This is a genomic window from Limnohabitans radicicola (genome assembly GCF_014837235.1).
GTDB classification, from domain to species: Bacteria; Pseudomonadota; Gammaproteobacteria; order Burkholderiales; family Burkholderiaceae_C; genus Limnohabitans_A; species Limnohabitans_A radicicola.
The window spans coordinates 1464086-1480915 of sequence record NZ_JACYFT010000001.1; the positions used below are offsets into that span (position 1 = coordinate 1464086).

At 60.0% G+C, this 16830-nt stretch carries 18 protein-coding genes; 8 read left to right on the forward strand and 10 right to left on the reverse strand.

What is annotated here, in order from left to right:
* Positions 1–36: 36 nt before the first annotated feature.
* From yidC to rpmH, 4 genes are all read right to left on the reverse strand, one after another.
* Positions 37–1725 carry a membrane protein insertase YidC gene (yidC, locus tag IC609_RS07225; protein WP_191818728.1) on the reverse strand — a complete coding sequence of 563 codons (1689 nt, stop codon included), beginning with the start codon at positions 1723–1725 and terminating at the stop codon, positions 37–39.
* Complete coding sequence (gene yidD / locus IC609_RS07230) at positions 1722–1994, reverse strand: membrane protein insertion efficiency factor YidD (protein WP_191818729.1); 273 nt, start codon at positions 1992–1994, stop codon at positions 1722–1724. Before yidD ends, yidC begins: the two co-directional genes overlap by 4 nt.
* Complete coding sequence (locus IC609_RS07235) at positions 1984–2436, reverse strand: ribonuclease P protein component (RefSeq protein WP_191818730.1); 453 nt, start codon at positions 2434–2436, stop codon at positions 1984–1986. Before IC609_RS07235 ends, yidD begins: the two co-directional genes overlap by 11 nt.
* 67 nt (positions 2437–2503) lie before the next feature.
* Positions 2504–2638 carry a 50S ribosomal protein L34 gene (gene rpmH, locus IC609_RS07240; RefSeq protein WP_005798102.1) on the reverse strand — a complete coding sequence of 45 codons (135 nt, stop codon included), beginning with the start codon at positions 2636–2638 and terminating at the stop codon, positions 2504–2506.
* 285 nt (positions 2639–2923) lie between these two features.
* On the opposite strand from rpmH, the gene dnaA reads away from it, so the two are divergent.
* From dnaA to IC609_RS07260, 4 genes are all read left to right on the forward strand, one after another.
* Positions 2924–4324 carry a chromosomal replication initiator protein DnaA gene (gene dnaA / locus IC609_RS07245; protein WP_191818731.1) on the forward strand — a complete coding sequence of 467 codons (1401 nt, stop codon included), beginning with the start codon at positions 2924–2926 and terminating at the stop codon, positions 4322–4324.
* Positions 4325–4476: 152 nt separating this feature from the next.
* Positions 4477–5586, forward strand: a complete 1110-nt coding sequence (dnaN, locus tag IC609_RS07250) for a DNA polymerase III subunit beta (RefSeq protein WP_191818732.1) — start codon at positions 4477–4479, stop codon at positions 5584–5586.
* A gap of 84 nt (positions 5587–5670) precedes the next feature.
* The gene (gene gyrB / locus IC609_RS07255) at positions 5671–8274 is read left to right on the forward strand and encodes a DNA topoisomerase (ATP-hydrolyzing) subunit B (protein WP_191818733.1); all 2604 of its coding nucleotides are present in this window, start codon (positions 5671–5673) and stop codon (positions 8272–8274) included.
* 26 nt (positions 8275–8300) lie between these two features.
* Positions 8301–9134 (forward strand): DUF3883 domain-containing protein, encoded by an 834-nt coding sequence (locus IC609_RS07260; protein ID WP_225224016.1) that lies wholly within the window; start codon positions 8301–8303, stop codon positions 9132–9134.
* 34 nt (positions 9135–9168) lie between these two features.
* Here the strand turns inward: IC609_RS07260 and IC609_RS07265 are convergent, their stop codons facing one another.
* On the reverse strand, positions 9169–9585 hold the full coding sequence (locus tag IC609_RS07265) for a hypothetical protein (RefSeq protein ID WP_191818734.1): 417 nt from the start codon (positions 9583–9585) through the stop codon (positions 9169–9171).
* Positions 9586–9662: 77 nt separating this feature from the next.
* Positions 9663–10409 carry a metallophosphoesterase family protein gene (locus IC609_RS07270; protein WP_191818735.1) on the reverse strand — a complete coding sequence of 249 codons (747 nt, stop codon included), beginning with the start codon at positions 10407–10409 and terminating at the stop codon, positions 9663–9665.
* Between the two features lie 167 nt (positions 10410–10576).
* On the opposite strand from IC609_RS07270, the gene IC609_RS07275 reads away from it, so the two are divergent.
* Positions 10577–11647 (forward strand): Fic family protein, encoded by a 1071-nt coding sequence (locus IC609_RS07275; protein ID WP_191818736.1) that lies wholly within the window; start codon positions 10577–10579, stop codon positions 11645–11647.
* 18 nt (positions 11648–11665) lie between these two features.
* A complete protein-coding gene (locus IC609_RS07280) occupies positions 11666–12286 on the forward strand; it encodes a 3'-5' exonuclease (RefSeq protein ID WP_191818737.1) in 621 nt (206 codons plus the stop codon).
* On the opposite strand, the gene IC609_RS07285 is transcribed toward IC609_RS07280, so the two are convergent.
* Positions 12264–12884 carry a hypothetical protein gene (locus tag IC609_RS07285; RefSeq protein WP_225224017.1) on the reverse strand — a complete coding sequence of 207 codons (621 nt, stop codon included), beginning with the start codon at positions 12882–12884 and terminating at the stop codon, positions 12264–12266. The genes IC609_RS07280 and IC609_RS07285 overlap by 23 nt on opposite strands.
* A gap of 179 nt (positions 12885–13063) precedes the next feature.
* Here IC609_RS07285 and phaP point away from each other — a divergent pair, with 179 nt between their 5' ends.
* Both phaP and IC609_RS07295 read left to right on the forward strand, forming a co-directional pair.
* Positions 13064–13624 carry a TIGR01841 family phasin gene (gene phaP, locus IC609_RS07290; RefSeq protein ID WP_191818738.1) on the forward strand — a complete coding sequence of 187 codons (561 nt, stop codon included), beginning with the start codon at positions 13064–13066 and terminating at the stop codon, positions 13622–13624.
* Positions 13625–13722: 98 nt separating this feature from the next.
* The gene (locus IC609_RS07295; RefSeq protein ID WP_191818739.1) at positions 13723–14511 is read left to right on the forward strand and encodes an enoyl-CoA hydratase/isomerase family protein; all 789 of its coding nucleotides are present in this window, start codon (positions 13723–13725) and stop codon (positions 14509–14511) included.
* On the opposite strand, the gene IC609_RS07300 is transcribed toward IC609_RS07295, so the two are convergent.
* Genes IC609_RS07300 through IC609_RS07310 form a run of 3 tightly spaced genes read right to left on the reverse strand, consistent with a single transcriptional unit; the run spans position 14512 to position 16744 of the window.
* Positions 14512–15300, reverse strand: a complete 789-nt coding sequence (locus tag IC609_RS07300; protein ID WP_191818740.1) for a hypothetical protein — start codon at positions 15298–15300, stop codon at positions 14512–14514. It lies immediately after the preceding gene.
* A complete protein-coding gene (locus IC609_RS07305) occupies positions 15291–15857 on the reverse strand; it encodes a hypothetical protein (protein ID WP_191818741.1) in 567 nt (188 codons plus the stop codon). The genes IC609_RS07300 and IC609_RS07305 overlap by 10 nt, the downstream gene beginning before the upstream one ends.
* A 29-nt stretch (positions 15858–15886) precedes the next feature.
* Positions 15887–16744 (reverse strand): EamA family transporter, encoded by an 858-nt coding sequence (locus tag IC609_RS07310; RefSeq protein WP_225224018.1) that lies wholly within the window; start codon positions 16742–16744, stop codon positions 15887–15889.
* Between the last annotated feature and the right edge of the window lie 86 nt (positions 16745–16830).

Below are 16830 nucleotides of genomic sequence, written 5' to 3' on the forward strand. Positions count from 1 at the left end.
AATGCAAAAGGGCCGCTTGCGCGGCCCTTGGCGTTCTTATTTGAACTTGGGCAGATTGAACTGCGGTGGCACGCCCATGCGGGTGTTGATGATCCACTGCTGGGCAATCGACAGCACGTTGTTCGTGATCCAGTACAGCACCAGGCCAGACGGGAAGAAGAAGAACATGACCGAGAACATCAGCGGCATGATCCACATCATCTTGGCCTGCATAGGATCGGGTGGCGCGGGGTTCAGCGCGGTCTGCAGCAGTGTGGTGAGTGTCATCACCAGCGGCAGGATGAAATACGGATCGGGGGCCGACAGGTCGTGGATCCAGCCAGTCCAGGGCGCGTTGCGCATCTCGACCGTGGACAGCAGCACCCAATACAGCGCGATGAACACCGGGATCTGGATCATGATCGGGAAGCAGCCGCCCATGGGGTTGACCTTCTCGTCACGGTAGATCTTCATCATCTCCTGCTGCATCTTTTGCGGGTCGTTTTTCAGGCGCTCACGCATCTCCATGATCTTGGGGTTGATGGCCTTCATCTTGGCCATGCTGGCGTAGGCCTTGGCATTGAGCCAGTAGAAGGCGATCTTGAGCAACAGCACCAGCGCCATGATCGACCAGCCCCAGTTTTGAAGCACACCGAACAGCTTGTCCAGCAACCAGAACAAAGGCTTGGCCAGCATGGCCAGCCAGCCGTAGTCTTTCAGCAAGTCCAGGCCGGGGGCCAGGGCTTCGAGCATTTTTTCTTCTTGCGGGCCGACAAAGAGCTTGTTCTCGACGGCTTTGGACTGGCCGGGGGCCACTTCACCCACAGGGGTGATCATGCCCACGGCGTACAGGTTGTTGTCGACCTTGCGTACAAAATTCTCGCGGGCGATGCCCTCGCCCAGCAACCAGGCCGATGCGAAGTAGTGCTGCACCATGGCCACGTAACCGTTGGTGGAGGTCTTGTCGATCTCGGCCTTGTTCTTTTCAATGTCGGAGAACTCGACCTTGTTGTATTTCTTGGCCTCGGTGTAGACCGCAGGGCCGGTGAAGGTGGAATAGAAAGACGACTCGCCTGCGGGCTTGTTGCCGTCACGCACCAGTTGCATGTACAGCTGGGGCGACACGGCGGCGGAGCCGGTGTTCACGACTTCGTGCTTGACGCCAATGGCGTAGCTGCCGCGCTGCAGGGTGTAGGTCTTGACCAGCTTGACGCCGTTCACAGGAGCTGATTCGAAGCGCACGGTCAGCTCGTTCTGGCCGTCCTTGAGGCTGCGCTCGCCGCTGACCTGCATGACCGCCTTGTGGCTGGGGAAGTTGCCGCCGATCAGGCCGGTCTGGGCCACGTAAACGCGGTCACGGCTTTCGTCGAACAGCACAAAGGGCTTTTTCGCGTCGGCCATGTCGGCGTGGCGCGTGAACTCGCTGCGCACCAGCGAGCCGCCTTCGGTGTCAAAGCTGAGCTTGAGCACGTCGGTAGAAACTTCGATGCGCTCGTGGGCCGCTGCAGGCGTGGTGCTCACGCTGGCAGGGACCTGGCCGGGCGCGACCGGGGTCACGCTGGCGCTGGGCACCGCAGCCGGGCCTGCCGACGCTGCGGACGCGGGCGTCGCGGCGGCTTTGGCCTGGGTCTCGACTTTGGGGAAAAAGGTGGCTTTGTGTCCGTTGTGGATCTGCCATTGGTCCCACAGCAGGACCATGGAGAAACCAAAGATCACCCAGAGGATGGTGCGGCGAATGTCGTTCATGTGGTCTTCTTGGAAGAAGTGGGGGGGATCAGTCGGCTGAAGAGGCGTGGAGCCTCTTCAGGAACAGGGTCATGGCCGCCTGCACACCAAGGGTGGCAGCGCAGCAGCCGGGCCACGGTCAGGTAAGAGCCTGCCGCAGCGCCATGTTTTTCGAGGGCTTGTAGCGAATACACCGAACAGGTCGGATCAAATCGGCAGGCCGAGCCCAGCCAGGGGCTGAGCAGCAATCGGTACGCGCGCACCAGACCCATCAAGGCATCACGCACCATGGCGCACCTCCTGGGGTGGGCGGCAGGCGCGCTCAAACAGTTGCTCCAGCTCGCTGCGCACGGCCTGTTTGAGGGGCTCGGAAGTGGCGCTCACAAACTGCTTGCGGTCGAAAGTCGAACGCAGACGCACCACATGGGCGGCGTCGGGCAGTTGGTCGGCAAAACCCTGGCTCACAGCGTAAATCTGGCGTTTGATGGTGTTGCGCGTCACGGCCTGGCGTGCCCAGCGTTTGGGCACCATGGCGCCCATCCAGGTATCGACCAAGCCAAAAAGGGCCTGCTCCCCGGAGGGTGCAGGCCCATTGGTGTCGGTGTGATCCACAGGGGCAACGGATGCGGCGGGTGTCAGTGACAAACGGTGCAAGGCAAAGTGAGACGTGCGCGAGACCGTGCCGCCAGCCAGGGCGGCCTGGAATTGCGGGCGAGTCTTCAGACGTTGCACGGCGGCCAGGCCCTGGCTTGAGCCGTCTGGCCTGACGCGCGGTCAGACGCTGACGGCTGCAATGGCATCAGACAGCCAGACGCTTGCGGCCTTTGGCGCGGCGTGCGTTGATCACAGCACGGCCACCGCGGGTCTTCATGCGAACCAGGAAGCCGTGGGTACGGGCGCGACGTGTTTTGGAAGGTTGGTAGGTGCGTTTCATGACTTTTCCTTAAAGCCCAAAGCCTGCCCCGGCATAAAGCCGAAAACGTGCAAGGCAATTTGAGCGAAGCCCATGATTATCGCAAACTTTTGTGACCACGGCAAACTTCATCGGATTTGCGACGCCAGGACTTTCTTTTTGCTGCTCGGGGATTGCCCGGGGCGCAAACCTGCAGGATGTGGTTTATCATCCCTTCTCATAGCCGGCTGGCATGTGGATAAGCTCTTGATAATTCAGGTTTTCCGCAGTCAAACGCCTTAAATATCCACAATAAGAAGACTGCCAATGGCCGAGGGACTTTCTCCTGATTTCAATGCCGATGCCGAGCCCTCGCTCTGGCAGGCCTGCCTGGACGAGCTGTCCCGCGAACTGCCAGAGCAGCAGTTCAACACTTGGATCAAGCCCTTGGTCGCTCAGGTGGCCGACGACCATTCCAAACTGACCCTTTTCGTGGCCAACCGCTTCAAGCTCGACTGGGTTCGGGCGCAATACGCCGGTCGTCTGGCTGCTCTGGCTGAGCGCTTGCAAGGCCATCCGGTGCAAATTGAGTTGGCCATCACTCTCAAAGAAACCCCCGTCAAGCCTGCGGTTCAGTCCGTTTCTTCCGCGTTGCGTGGCCCGGTGGAGTCGCTCGATGCGGTAGACGAGGCGGCACCCAACACCTTTCGCAGCCGCCTGAACCCAGCGCTGACTTTTGACACCCTGGTGGAAGGCACGGCCAACCGCATGGCGCGCGCCGCCGCCATGCACGTGGCCGGATCGCCCGGGCACTTGTACAACCCCTTGTTCATCTACGGCGGTGTGGGCCTGGGCAAGACCCATTTGATGCACGCCATCGGCAACAAACTGCTGGCCGACCGCCCGGAATCCAAGGTTCTCTACATCCACGCCGAACAATTTGTGTCGGATGTGGTTAAGGCCTACCAGCGCAAGACCTTTGACGAGTTCAAACAGCATTACCACTCGCTTGACCTGTTGCTGATCGACGATGTGCAGTTCTTTGCCAACAAGGACCGCACACAGGAAGAGTTTTTCAACGCCTTTGAAGCCTTGCTGGCCAAAAAGTCACACATCGTGATGACCAGCGACACCTACCCCAAGGGCCTGACCGACATCCATGAGCGCCTGGTCTCGCGCTTCGATTCCGGTCTGACGGTGGCGATTGAGCCGCCCGAACTCGAAATGCGTGTGGCCATCCTGATCAACAAGGCCATCAGCGAAGGCAGCGAAATGCCCGAAGAAGTGGCGTTTTTCGTGGCCAAAAACGTCCGCTCCAACGTGCGCGAACTCGAAGGCGCGCTGCGCAAGATCCTGGCCTACTCGCGCTTCAACCAAAAAGAAGTCTCGATCCAGCTGGCCCGCGACGCGCTGCGTGACCTGCTGTCGATCCAGAACCGCCAGATCAGCGTCGAGAACATCCAGAAAACTGTGGCCGACTACTACAAGATCAAGGTCGCGGACATGTACAGCAAAAAGCGCCCGGCCAGCATCGCCCGCCCGCGCCAGATCGCCATGTACCTGGCCAAGGAGCTGACCCAAAAAAGCCTGCCCGAGATTGGTGAGCTTTTTGGTGGGCGTGACCACACCACGGTGCTGCACGCCGTGCGCAAGATCGGTGGCGAGCGCCAGCAACTGACCGAGTTGAACCAGCAGCTGCACGTGCTGGAGCAGACCCTCAAGGGCTGATGTGCATGCGCACCCGGGCACCCCTGCAAAAGAATGGCCTCCGGGCCGCTTTGGCGGGTAAAAACACCCAAAAAACGGCGAAAATGTCGCCTGTATCTGCAAACCGTCGCCCAACCGGGCCCGACGCCTGAAAAACCACCAAAGGTAGACAAATGATCGTCCTGAAGGCCACACAAGACAAATTGCTGTCCGTTTTGCAATCCGTTTCCGGCATTGTGGAACGCCGCCACACCCTGCCGGTGCTGGCCAATGTGCTGATCCGCAAGTCCGGTCGTGCGGTGCAGATGACCACCAGCGATCTGGAAATCCAGATCCGCACCACCGCCGAGATGGATGGTGACCCCGGCGACTTCACCACCACCGTGGGCGCACGCAAGCTGATCGACATCCTGCGCACCATGCCGTCTGACCAGACCGTCAGCCTGGAGTCCTCGCAGTCCAAGATGATCTTGAAAGGTGGCAAGTCCAAGTTCACATTGCAGACCCTGCCCGCCGAAGACTTCCCGCTGGTGCAAGAAGCCGCCAGCTTCGGCCCCGCTTTCAGCGTGCCGCAAAAGACCCTGAAGGCCCTGCTGGGTCAGGTCTCATTCGCGATGGCGGTGCACGACATCCGTTACTACCTCAACGGCATCTTGTTTGTGGCCGAAGGCAAGAAGCTGTCGCTGGTGGCCACCGACGGCCACCGCCTGGCCTACACCAGCGCCACGCTTGACACCGAAGTGCCCAGCAAACAGGAGGTCATCCTGCCGCGCAAGACCGTGCTGGAACTGCAGCGCCTGCTGTCTGACGCCGAAGGCGCGATCGAAATGCAGTTTGCCAACAACCAGGCCAAGTTCAGTTTTGACGGCATGGAGTTCGTGACCAAGCTGGTCGAAGGCAAGTTCCCTGATTACAACCGCGTGATCCCCAAGGGCCACCGCAACAACGTCACGCTGGGCCGCCAGGCCCTGCTGTCTTGCCTGCAGCGCACCGCCATTCTGACCAGCGACAAGTTCAAAGGCGTGCGCCTGAACCTGGACCCCGGCACGCTGCGCGTGGCGTCCACCAACGCCGAGCAGGAAGAAGCCGTGGACGAACTCGACATCGACTACGGTGGTGACAGCATCGAGATCGGCTTCAACGTGACCTACATCATCGACGTGCTGGGCAATATGGACCAGGACATGGTCCGCATCGATCTGGCCGACGCCAACAGCTCGGCGCTGATCACGATCCCCGAGAACGACAACTTCAAATACGTGGTGATGCCGATGCGCATTTAAGGCGAAAGCCCACAAGGCCAACCCCTAGCGAAACCCGCGACCTGTCGCGGGTTTCGGCCATTCAAGCGACAGAGAAAATTGAACATGACCGAAGAAAACAAGCCCAGCGAAGAGTCCTTCACCACCGTCCAGCCCAAGATCGACACCAACCAAGCCGGTGCATCCGAAGGCTATGGCGAAGGCGCGATCCAGATCCTGGAGGGCCTGGAAGCCGTGCGCAAGCGCCCCGGCATGTACATCGGCGACACGTCCGACGGCACCGGCCTGCACCACCTGGTGTTCGAGGTTGTGGACAACTCCATCGACGAAGCGCTGGCCGGCCACTGCGACGACATCGTCGTCACCATCCACTCTGACAACTCCATCAGCGTGACCGACAACGGCCGTGGCATTCCCACGGGCGTCAAGATGGACGACAAGCACGAGCCCAAGCGCAGTGCTTCCGAGATCGCTTTGACCGAGCTGCACGCGGGCGGCAAGTTCAACCAGAACAGCTACAAGGTCTCGGGCGGCCTGCACGGCGTGGGCGTGTCTTGTGTGAACGCTCTGAGCAAGTGGCTGCGCTTGACGGTGCGCCGCGAAGGCAAAGTGCACCAGATTGAATTTGCACGCGGCTTTGTGCAAAACCGCATCATCGAAAAAGTCGATGGCGTGGAAGTCTCGCCCATGAAGGTCACCGGCGCCACCGACAAGCGCGGCACCGAAGTGCACTTCCTGCCCGACACCGACATCTTCCAGCAGAACAACGATTTCCACTACGAAATCCTGGCCAAGCGCCTGCGCGAGTTGTCCTTCCTCAACAATGGCGTGCGCATTCGCCTCAAAGATGAACGCAGCGGCAAGGAAGACGACTTTTCGGGTGCGGGTGGTGTCAAGGGCTTTGTCGACTTCATCAACGCCAACAAAAAGGTGCTGCACCCCAACGCCTTCCACGCCATGGGCGAGCGCCCTGCCGACAGCTACGGCGGTATCCCTGGCACCAGCATTGGTGTGGAAGTTTCCATGCAGTGGAACGACGGCTACAACGAGAGCGTGCTGTGCTTCACCAACAACATCCCCCAGCGTGACGGCGGTACCCACCTGACCGGCTTGCGCGCGGCGATGACCCGCGTCATCAGCAAATACATCGAGGCGAACGAAATTGCCAAGAAGCAAAAAGTCGAAGTCAGCGGCGACGACATGCGCGAAGGCCTGTGTTGCGTGCTGTCCGTCAAAGTGCCCGAGCCCAAGTTCTCCAGCCAGACCAAAGACAAGCTGGTGTCCAGCGAAGTACGCGCCCCGGTGGAAGACATCGTGGCCAAAGCGCTGACCGATTTTCTGGAAGAGCGCCCCAACGACGCCAAGATCATCTGCGGCAAGATCGTCGAAGCCGCCCGCGCGCGTGAAGCCGCCCGCAAGGCCCGCGAGATGACACGCCGCAAAGGCGTGCTCGACGGCATGGGCCTGCCCGGCAAACTGGCCGACTGCCAGGAGAAAGACCCGGCCCTGTGCGAAATCTACATCGTCGAGGGTGACTCCGCTGGCGGCTCGGCCAAGCAAGGCCGTGACCGCAAATTCCAGGCCATTCTGCCCCTGCGCGGCAAGATCCTGAACGTCGAAAAAGCCCGCTACGAAAAACTGCTCACCAGCAACGAAATCATCACGCTCATCACGGCCCTGGGCACCGGCATCGGCAAGGCCAGCGCCGAGAGTGGCAAGAGCAACACCGACGACTTCAATCCCGACAAGTTGCGCTACCACCGCATCATCATCATGACCGACGCGGACGTGGACGGTGCGCACATCCGCACCCTGCTGCTGACCTTCTTCTACCGCCAGATGCCCGAGCTGGTCGAGCGCGGCCACATCTACATCGCGCAGCCACCGCTTTACAAAGTCAAGGCGGGCAAAGAAGAGCTGTACCTCAAAGACGGCCCGGCGCTCGACGGCTTCTTGCTGCGCATTGCGCTCAAGGACGCCAGCATCAGCACAGGCGGCGCAGCACCGCAAGTGCTGAGCGGCGAAACGCTCGAAGCCCTGGCCCGCAAACACCAGGTGGCCGAGGCCGTGATTGCCCGCCTGTCCAACTTCATGGACGCCGAAGCCCTGCGCGCCATTGCCGACGGCGTGTCGCTCAACCTCGACACCCTGGAGCAAGCCGCCGAATGCGCGCCTGCGCTGCAAGCCAAACTGCGCGAACTCAACACCACCGGCATCCCGGCCGAAGTGGCTGCCGAGTTTGACGTGCGCACCGACAAGCCCCTGCTGCGCATCAGCCGCCGCCACCACGGCAACATCAAGAGCAGCGTGCTCACGCAAGACTTTGTGCACGGCGCCGACTATGCGGCTCTGGCCGAAGCGGCTGAGACCTTCCGTGGCCTGCTGGCCGACGGCGCCAAAGCCATGCGTGGCGAAGGCGAGAAACAAAAAGAAGAAAAAGTGGGCGACTTCCGCCAGGCCATGCACTGGCTCATCAGCGAAGCCGAACGCACCACCAGCCGCCAGCGCTACAAGGGTCTGGGCGAGATGAACCCCGAGCAACTGTGGGAAACCACCATGGACCCGAACGTGCGCCGCTTGCTGCGGGTGCAGATCGACGATGCCATCGAAGCCGACCGCGTGTTCACTATGCTCATGGGCGACGAAGTCGAGCCGCGCCGCGACTTCATCGAGACCAATGCGCTGCGGGCGGGGAATATTGACGTTTGAGTTGGCGCAGTTGAATTCTGAAATTTATGGAATGGTCCAGATTCGAGGTTGAAGCCATTGTTGCCGATTACCTGAAGATGCTCGCACTGGAGCTTTCGGGTCAGACATTCAATAAATCTGCACATCGAAAAGCGCTGAAGCAAAAGTTGAGTCAGCGTTCTGATGGCTCAATCGAGTTCAAACACGGCAACATTAGCGCCGTGATGATTGAGCTTGGGTTCCCATACATTCGTGGATATCAGCCGCGAGGGAATTACCAGAGTCTTCTATTAGAAGTTGCGACTGAGCAGATTAAATGGCTGCCCACGCTGGATGCTGCAGCTCAATCAGCTGCCGTGCAGCCAGCGCAGGTTCCAGATCTTCAGGACTTTTCGCACGTGTCTGTCGATCCACCATCCAAGACGCACAAGGCGGCAGAGAGTTCAGTTTTTAAAGAATTGGCGCCAGTTAAACGTGACTATCTGGCACAAGAAGCCAGGAATCAATCACTTGGCTTGGCAGGTGAAGAGTTTGTTCTTCAATATGAACATTGGCGACTCATTTCGCTGGGCCATAAGAACTTGGCGGACAAAGTTGAGCATGTTTCCAAAACAAAAGGTGATGGGCTTGGCTATGATATTTTGTCCTTTGACGCTAATGGCAAAGAGAAGTTCATCGAAGTAAAAACGACATCTTTTGGGCGGGATACACCGTTTTTCGTGACCGATCGTGAGTTGAATTTTTCACAAGTTGCCGAAAGTCAATTCCACTTAACGCGTGTTTTTGAATTTAGAAAATCTCCCAAAATTTTTTCGTTACGTGGGTCGATTGGACAGCATTGCAACCTAGACCCCGTTACATACCGTGCAAGCTTCACTTGATTGTTTGTAGCTCGGAAATTTCGATTTACAGCATTTAGTCATCTATTGGGATGGGGCGTGCTTGTGTGCGTAAATCGTCGGGACGGGTGTCTTGTCGGAATGTATTGGGTGGTCTGAAAAATTCTTCGGGCGACACCATGTAAACGGTCCAATCGCCATACAGCTTGCCGTCAAAGCACAAGAGGCCGCCGTCGAGTTGCAGTTCCAAATACGTGTCGTTGTTACCGGTGAGCAAGTGGGCGTCGCTCAGGCAGTTGAACTGGATATGCATGTTGCTTGCGTATGTGGTGTGAACGTGTTTGAGCGGGCCAAGGGCGGGGCCATCAAAACCCCAGTCGTTCATGACTTCATTGGGCGTGTCTCGGCCATGGAATAAGCCCAAATACATGCCGGGTTTTTGGCGCGCAATGCTGTGTATGGGTTCTAGTTTGTTGGTGGTGTCTGTGTTCATATGGCCTCCGTGTGAATGAAGCCACCAGATTAAAGATGCGGGGTGAGCTTGTGTACCAGGGCTTTGCCTGGGTCGACTCAGCTTGATGATGTCTCTTGCCGACAGTTTTGATCGTCCAAATCGCCAGGTACCAAGGTCCGCACTTGATCTTGAGAATCTCTCGCCATTACCCCCCGCAGCCCAACCCCATAACTGGCAAAGCCCTGCGCGTCCCATTGGGCGCTGCTGTCAATGCAGTCGTGCTGATGGCCGTGCACCGTCATGCGCACGCCCATGCGGCGGGCCAGTGTGTCCAGCTCAGCAAAGCCGTGCATGTGGTAGCCGGGCGCTTCGTGGGTGATCAGGATGTCGGCTTGCAGCGTGGCCAGTTGTTGCACCTCGTCGGGGTAGATGGTGGACCAGTGCTTGAGGTGCACGCCGCCTTGCCAGCGGTCTTGTCGCGGCGTCTTTTGGGCGTGCGCTTCACGGTTGCGAAACTTGGGCGCTTGTGCGTCTTTGGGGTACCACACCGCACCGCGAAACACACCGCCCAGCCCAGCCACGCGCGTGCCGCAAGGCAGTGTGACGACGCGGCCGTGCAGGCTGCGCTCGGCCAGATCGGGGTGCCACACATTGGCAAAGTTGTCCGCATGGTCGGTGTCGTGGTTGCCGTGGATGAACCAGACGCGATCCCAAATGGCTTCCAGCTCGATGTGCAGTGGGCGTGCCGGCTCCAGATCGCCCAGTAGGATCACGGCACGGGCGTGGGTTTGCTCGGCCGCATCGATGATGTGCTGCCATTGGCCGTGCGGGTCGCCACAGAAGAGGATGGGGCCGGGAGTCATGATTTTTTAAGCAGTGGATTCACATTGTGCGGTACTCGCAAGGCCGTTCTTTTGTTCCTGCTTAGCCGGTTGGTTGCATGCTCAAAATAAGCGCGTTTTGTGCATATGATGGTTGATATGCTCAAAAAATTTGATTTTTGTGCATGTGGGCGTAAAAATAAATACAAATGAATCAAATAACGTCACTCGAACAACTTGATCCCAGGCGGTTTGAAACCCCCGAGATTTTGAAAAAGCTGGCCGCCAGCAGCCGTAAGTTGGCAGAACTCAAAGGGGTTGCTGCGTCGATTCCCAATCAGGGGATTTTGATCAATACGCTCGGTCTGCAGGAAGCGAAGGACAGTTCTGAGATCGAAAACATCGTGACGACACATGATGAATTGTTCAAAGATGATGTGTTGCCAGAAGCCTTTGCCAACCCTGCCGCAAAAGAGGTGACGCGTTACCGGCAGGCGCTGCGTGTGGGGTTTGAATTGGTCAAAGACACCGGTCTGTTGACCAATAACCACATCATCCAGGTGCAGGCTGAACTTGAGCGAAACAACGCAGGCTTTCGCAAATTGCCCGGAACAGCGCTGAAGGATGGCGCCGGTCAAACGGTGTACATGCCACCACAGGAGCCTGCAGAGATTGTGGCGTTGATGACGGATCTTGAGCGCTTCATGAATGAAGACAATCGCTTCGATGCAGACCCGCTGGTCAAGATGGCGTTAATTCATCATCAGTTTGAATCGATCCACCCTTTTTACGATGGCAACGGCAGGACAGGCAGGATCGTCAATGTCCTGTACCTGGTCAAGGAAGGGTTGCTCGATATTCCTGTGCTTTACCTCAGCCAACATGTGGTCAGAACCAAGACCCGCTATTACGAGTTATTGCAAACCGTGCGCATGCATGATGCTTGGGAAGAGTGGGTGTTGTACATGCTGGATGCGGTTGAACAGACGGCGACCAGAACGCTGGTCACTGTTCAGTCCATCAAGGCGGGACTGATGGACTACAAACACCGAATTCGTGCGGAACACAAGTTCTATAGCCAGGATTTGATCAACAACTTGTTCAGCCACCCTTACACCAAGATTGAGTTTGTGCAACGGGATTTGAATGTTTCAAGAATGACCGCTGCGCGTTATCTGGATGCCTTGACCGAGAGCGGTTTTTTGCACAAACAAAAAATAGGACGCGCCAATTATTACGTCAATGTGGCACTCAATGACGTGCTGTTGCGGCAATTCTGAGTTCTGTCACGTCCTGGTATGACCTCCATCGCCGTCATCGACTTTGAAACCACGGGTGCCACGCCCGCTCAAGGCGCACGGGCGACCGAAGTGGCCATCTGCTTGCTTGAAGGCGGGCGCATTGTGGACCGCTTTGTCAGCCTGATGAACGCCGGGGTGCGCGTTCCGCCCTTCATCACCCAGCTCACAGGCATCACCAACGAGATGGTGGCCAATGCGCCGCCCGCAGAGGCGGTGATGCGCGAGGCCGCGGCGTTTGTGGGCGCACGCCCGATGGTGGCGCACAACGCTGCGTTTGACCGGCAGTTTTGGCGCAGCGAGCTGGCGCATTGCGGCTTGGCGGCCGGGCATGAATTTGCCTGCACCCTGCTGCTGTCGCGCAGGCTGTACCCCGATGTGCCCAACCACAAGCTGGGCACCTTGGCCGAGTGGTTTGACTTGCCTGTCAGTGGCCGTGCCCACCGCGCCCTGGCCGATGCCGAGGTGGCCGCGCATTTGCTGGCGCGCATGCAACGCGATCTGGAAAAGCGCCATGACTGCAGCGAGGTTAACGCGGGCTTGCTCATGGCATTGCAGCGCACGCCCATGGCCCAGGTGGGCGCTTTCCTGCGGCAGTTCAGCCCAGTGCCGGGCCGTTGACCAAGGCCAGGTAAGCCTGCCGGGTTTCGGGGCTCACGCCGTTCAGTGCCTGCGCGTAGTGGGTCTGGTGCTGGGCCAGCATGCGGGCCGAGGCGATGGCCCGGCTGCGGCAAAACCAGTGGCAGCTGTGCTGCATCAAAAACATCTCGGCCATCAGGGTGAAGGCCTTGTCCCGGGGCGCGAGGCCGGCCTCGTTGCGCACGGCGCGCTCAATGCCTTCGGCGTGGATCTGCAAGGCGCGGCGTGTGTCAAAGGTGGACTGGGGCAGCAGTTTGTCGATGCCGGGCAGGGCCAGTTTGAGCGTGCGGGCCTGCGGCGCGGGCACTTGACCGAAGGATTGGGCCAGTGCCTTGAATTCTTCGCTCAGCTGCTGCTCCACCGGCTCCTGGATTTGCCAGATTTGCGATTGGCGCTGCAGGTCGGTCTCGCCCAGGGCGCGCATATAGGCTTCGGTGAGCTGCTGCATGCGCTTTTCGATCTGAAAAGGTTGCAGGTGCTCGGCCAGCAGGGTCGTGCGCTGGCGGCGGCTTTGGGTGTTGCCCCAGTGCAGGGCCGCAGCCAGCAGCATGAGCAGACTCAGGATTTCAATCAGTTCCAAAACACACCTGTGGGGTCAAAAAGGCCCTGTGGGGGCAATGCCCAAGTGTAGTCAGTGCGCCCGCCCACCATCGTTTTGGAGAGCAGACTCTAAAGTGCGGGTTTTCCCTTGCCTTGAGCAAAGGGCTGGTGTCCAATTGCTGCATTGCAACAAATTTTCCAACCCTTCAAGGAAATACCATGACCAACTTCAACGCTGACCAATTCGTCTCCGCTCAAAAAGCCAACCTGGAAGCCGCTGCCGGCCTGTCGCAAACCGCTTTCGCCGGTTTCGAGCGCCTGGTCGAGCTGAACATGGCCGCTGGCAAAGCCGCCGTGGGCGAGTCTTTCTCCAACGTGCAAGGCCTGCTGTCTGCCAAGACCCCCCAGGACCTGCTGGCCGCTCAAGCCGCCCTGGTGCAGCCCGCCTTCGAAAAGTCGGTGTCTTATGGCCGTCACCTGTATGACATCGCTTCCAGCACAGGCGCCGAGTTCACCAAGGCCGTGGAAGAAAAAGTGGCCGAAAGCCAAGCCGCTGTGAAGAACCTGGTCGAAACCAACCTGAAGAACGCGCCTGCTGGCTCTGACGCCGCAGTGGCCGCCATCAAGACCGCTTTCGAAGCCAGCCAGACCGCTGCTGAAACCCTGAAAAAAGTGGCCAAGCAAGCCGCTGACACCGCTGAAGCCAACTTCAAGGCCGCTTCTGCCCAAGCCGAAACCGCTGTGAAGTCCACCATCGCCAAGGCCAAAGCCAAGGCCTGAGCCCCACAAGGCTGATCACCGACAATCTTCGGTGAAGCCCGCTGCAAAAGGCGTCTTCGGACGCCTTTTTCTTTTTTGTGATCCACACACTCGCCACCATGTCCAACCCCTTTGCCCAGCCCAGTGCGCCCGTCTTGCAGATCGCGGCAGGCGTGGCCACCATCACCCTGAATCGCCCGGGCCAGCGCAACAAGCTGGAAAACGGCGACCTCAAGGCGCTGTTGGCGCACTTTGCGCAGATCGAGTCCGACGCCAGCGTGCGCGTGCTGGTGCTCACGGCCAACACCACCGGGCAGCCCAAGCCCGTGTTTTGCGCAGGCTACGACATTGGCGGCTTTGACCAGCCCGGGCACGGCTCGACCTTTTTTGAGCAGATCCCCGACGCGCTGGCCAGCTTGCGTCCGGTGACGATTTGCGCGCTCAATGGCAGCGTGTACGGCGGTGCTACCGATGTGGTGCTGGCGTGTGACCTGCGCATCGGTCTGCAGGGCATCGAGTGGCGCATGCCCGCCACGGCGCTGGGCCTGCATTACTACCCCAGCGGCCTGCAGCGCTATGTGAGCCGCCTGGGCGTGAACGGTGCCATGCGCGCGTTTTTGACGGCACGGCCGTTCAGCGCCGAGCAGTTGCAGGCCATGGGCCTGTTCGAGGCGGTGGCGTCCAGCGACAACTGGCAAGCCACGCAGGACGGGCTGGTACAGGACATCCTGGCGCTGGCCCCGCTGGCGGTGCAGGAGACCAAACGCTCCATCAACGAGATCGCCCGAGGCGACTACAACGAAGCCCGTCTGCGCGAGCGCGAGGACATGACCAGCCACAGTGCCGACTTTGCCGAAGGCCGCGCCGCTTTTGCCGAGCGGCGCAAGCCGGTGTTCAGCGGACGCTGATCACCACAAGCGGTTGCCCGCACACCAGACGATGGCCGGGAAACTGGCCATCCATGCCCAGAAAAAGCGGTTCAGCCCAAAGAAGCGGAACACCAGAAAGTGAAAGCCGCCCGCCACCGCGCACAGCACCATGGCCAGGCGCGGGTCCAGCAGAGCCAGAGGCATCAGGCCTTCCCACACGGTGAATGACCAGCTGACCGCCCGCGCCACCCCGGGGCGGCGAAACACGCTGTTGGTGACCAGTGGGCCGTGGATGCCAGTGTCCAGAAACTGTGGCAACGCCCGTCCTGTGCGCCACGAGGGGTGCAGCAACTTGACCCAGCCCGATACAAAGTACGAGGTGATGGACTGCAGTGTCACGTACCACAGGCCTGCGCGCCAGCCCAGCTCGGGCGTGGTGAAAGCGCCCACAGTGTGGGCGATGAGCAGCCCCGTCAGTCCCACCAGGGTCATGAAGTCGCTGCCGCCGTTGAACGCACCGCGCCAGCGCAGCAGCAATACCAGCGCCATGCCAAACAGCATGAGGGCGCCGCTCAAGCCCAGGCCACCCGACATCAGCCCCAGCGCCAGCGCCAGGCGCAGCGCTATCAACACACGGTAGGCGCGGGGTGCAAGCAGACGGTCCAGCAGCGGTCGCACCCAGCGGGGGCGGTCGGGGATCTCGTTGCGCAAAATGGCCCAGTCGTTCACTTTGTCGAGGCGGATGATGCGCAGGTATTCCAGCGATTGCAGCGCCAGGCTGAACCCGAGCAGCAACTCAAAAGCGCGGATGGCGAGGCTCAGTGCCATGTGGGCAGCACCGGAGATTGCAGCACCAGTTCGCTGCTGGCGGGCACGCGCTGGTGCTCCTGCAGCGCGTCCATGCGCAGTTCAAATTGGAAGTGGCTGGGCACCCCGGTCAAGATCACGGGCAGCATGAGCGCCTCGCCCCAGCGCCCGCCGCGCACGGCCTCGTGCGCCAGGCGCGTGACGAGCTGGTAAGTGACCCGCTGGGTGATGTCGCCGTCTTCAGGCAGGTCCTGGATGTCGCTCCACAGGTGGTCCACCAGGTTCTGGTGGTTGAGCGCCAGGTTCACTTCCGGGTTGTGCAGCACACGGGTGATGCGAAACGGCACGCGGGCGTAGACGCGGTGCCAGTCGGTCCAGTCGCCTGCAGCAGTTTGCGCCCGCACGTACAGGCGTGGTGCGTGGCCAGCGGCGTGATAGAACTTCCAATTTGGAAAAAACGCCCGGAAAAAAAACAGCCAAGGCCCCTGCACCAGGTGCGTGTGCTTGCGCAACCCGTAGGTCAGCAGCACAAAGTAGGCCCCGATCAGCAGGGCCGTCAGCAAGGCGGTTTGGCTCATGCGCAGAGTCTAGCGCCCTATGCCGGGGATCAGTTGCTGCGCCGTTGCCCGCTCGACCAGGCGCTGCCCATGGAGGCCGCGATGATGAAGCCCATGGCCAGCATTTGCTGTGGGTTCAGCTGCTCGGCCAGCACCAGCCAGCCAGCCACAGCGCCCACCGCGGGCTCCAGACTCAGCAGGATGCTGAAGGTGTTTTTGGGCAGGTGGTTCAGGGCGTACATCTCCAGCGCATAGGGCAAGGCGCTCGACAGCAGCGCCACCGCCAGCCCGCCCACCAGCCAGTCGGCATTGAAGAGCGCCGTGCCCGACTGCAGCAGTGCAATCGGGGCCACCACCAGTGCCCCGGCCAGCATGCCCATGGGCGTGGCGTCGCGCCCGTAACGGCGGGCGACCCTTTGGCCAAAGACGATGTACATGGCCCAGAACACCCCGGCGATCAGGGCGTAGGCGATGCCCACGGGGTTGAGTGCTTGCGGAGAGTCCAGTCCTTGCAGCGGCAAGATCAGGCCCAGCCCGGCAGCCGCCAGTGCCACCCACAGCAGGTCGCGGGCGTGGCGAGAGGTCCACAGCGCCACTGCCAGCGGCCCGGTGAATTCAATGGCAATCGCCAGCCCCAGTGGAATGACCTCGATGGATTTGTAGAACAGCAGGTTCATCACGCCCAGCGTGACCCCGTAGATCCCCAGTGGCCAGAGGTCGGCCGCCTCCCAGCGCCTGCGCCAGGGACGGAAAAACAGCATCAGCATCACGGTGGCCAGCACGATGCGGTAGGCCGACATGCCTTCGGCTCCCATGGCTGGGAACAAGGTTTTGGCAAAAGAGGAGCCCACGCACAGCGACACCAAAGAGCCCATCAGGGCGGCCACGGGCCATACAGGAAAGGACAAATCAGGCTTTCTGGGGGTGAAAAACAGCCAAAAGGCACAAAACCTGCGCAGGGCAGGTGCATTGCCGGGGGGATGATAGCGCCGCA

What these genes read in the sequence shown, in the direction of transcription:
- yidC (WP_191818728.1), bottom strand. Translation starts at nt 1,725, where the DNA reads ATGAACGACATTCGCCGCACCATCCTCTGGGTGATCTTTGGTTTCTCC.
- yidD (WP_191818729.1), bottom strand. Translation starts at nt 1,994, where the DNA reads ATGGTGCGTGATGCCTTGATGGGTCTGGTGCGCGCGTACCGATTGCTG.
- rpmH (WP_005798102.1), bottom strand. Translation starts at nt 2,638, where the DNA reads ATGAAACGCACCTACCAACCTTCCAAAACACGTCGCGCCCGTACCCAC.
- dnaA (WP_191818731.1), top strand. Translation starts at nt 2,924, where the DNA reads ATGGCCGAGGGACTTTCTCCTGATTTCAATGCCGATGCCGAGCCCTCG.
- dnaN (WP_191818732.1), top strand. Translation starts at nt 4,477, where the DNA reads ATGATCGTCCTGAAGGCCACACAAGACAAATTGCTGTCCGTTTTGCAA.
- gyrB (WP_191818733.1), top strand. Translation starts at nt 5,671, where the DNA reads ATGACCGAAGAAAACAAGCCCAGCGAAGAGTCCTTCACCACCGTCCAG.
- IC609_RS07260 (WP_225224016.1), top strand. Translation starts at nt 8,301, where the DNA reads ATGGAATGGTCCAGATTCGAGGTTGAAGCCATTGTTGCCGATTACCTG.
- IC609_RS07265 (WP_191818734.1), bottom strand. Translation starts at nt 9,585, where the DNA reads ATGAACACAGACACCACCAACAAACTAGAACCCATACACAGCATTGCG.
- IC609_RS07270 (WP_191818735.1), bottom strand. Translation starts at nt 10,409, where the DNA reads ATGACTCCCGGCCCCATCCTCTTCTGTGGCGACCCGCACGGCCAATGG.
- IC609_RS07275 (WP_191818736.1), top strand. Translation starts at nt 10,577, where the DNA reads ATGAATCAAATAACGTCACTCGAACAACTTGATCCCAGGCGGTTTGAA.
- IC609_RS07280 (WP_191818737.1), top strand. Translation starts at nt 11,666, where the DNA reads ATGACCTCCATCGCCGTCATCGACTTTGAAACCACGGGTGCCACGCCC.
- phaP (WP_191818738.1), top strand. Translation starts at nt 13,064, where the DNA reads ATGACCAACTTCAACGCTGACCAATTCGTCTCCGCTCAAAAAGCCAAC.
- IC609_RS07295 (WP_191818739.1), top strand. Translation starts at nt 13,723, where the DNA reads ATGTCCAACCCCTTTGCCCAGCCCAGTGCGCCCGTCTTGCAGATCGCG.
- IC609_RS07300 (WP_191818740.1), bottom strand. Translation starts at nt 15,300, where the DNA reads ATGGCACTGAGCCTCGCCATCCGCGCTTTTGAGTTGCTGCTCGGGTTC.
- IC609_RS07305 (WP_191818741.1), bottom strand. Translation starts at nt 15,857, where the DNA reads ATGAGCCAAACCGCCTTGCTGACGGCCCTGCTGATCGGGGCCTACTTT.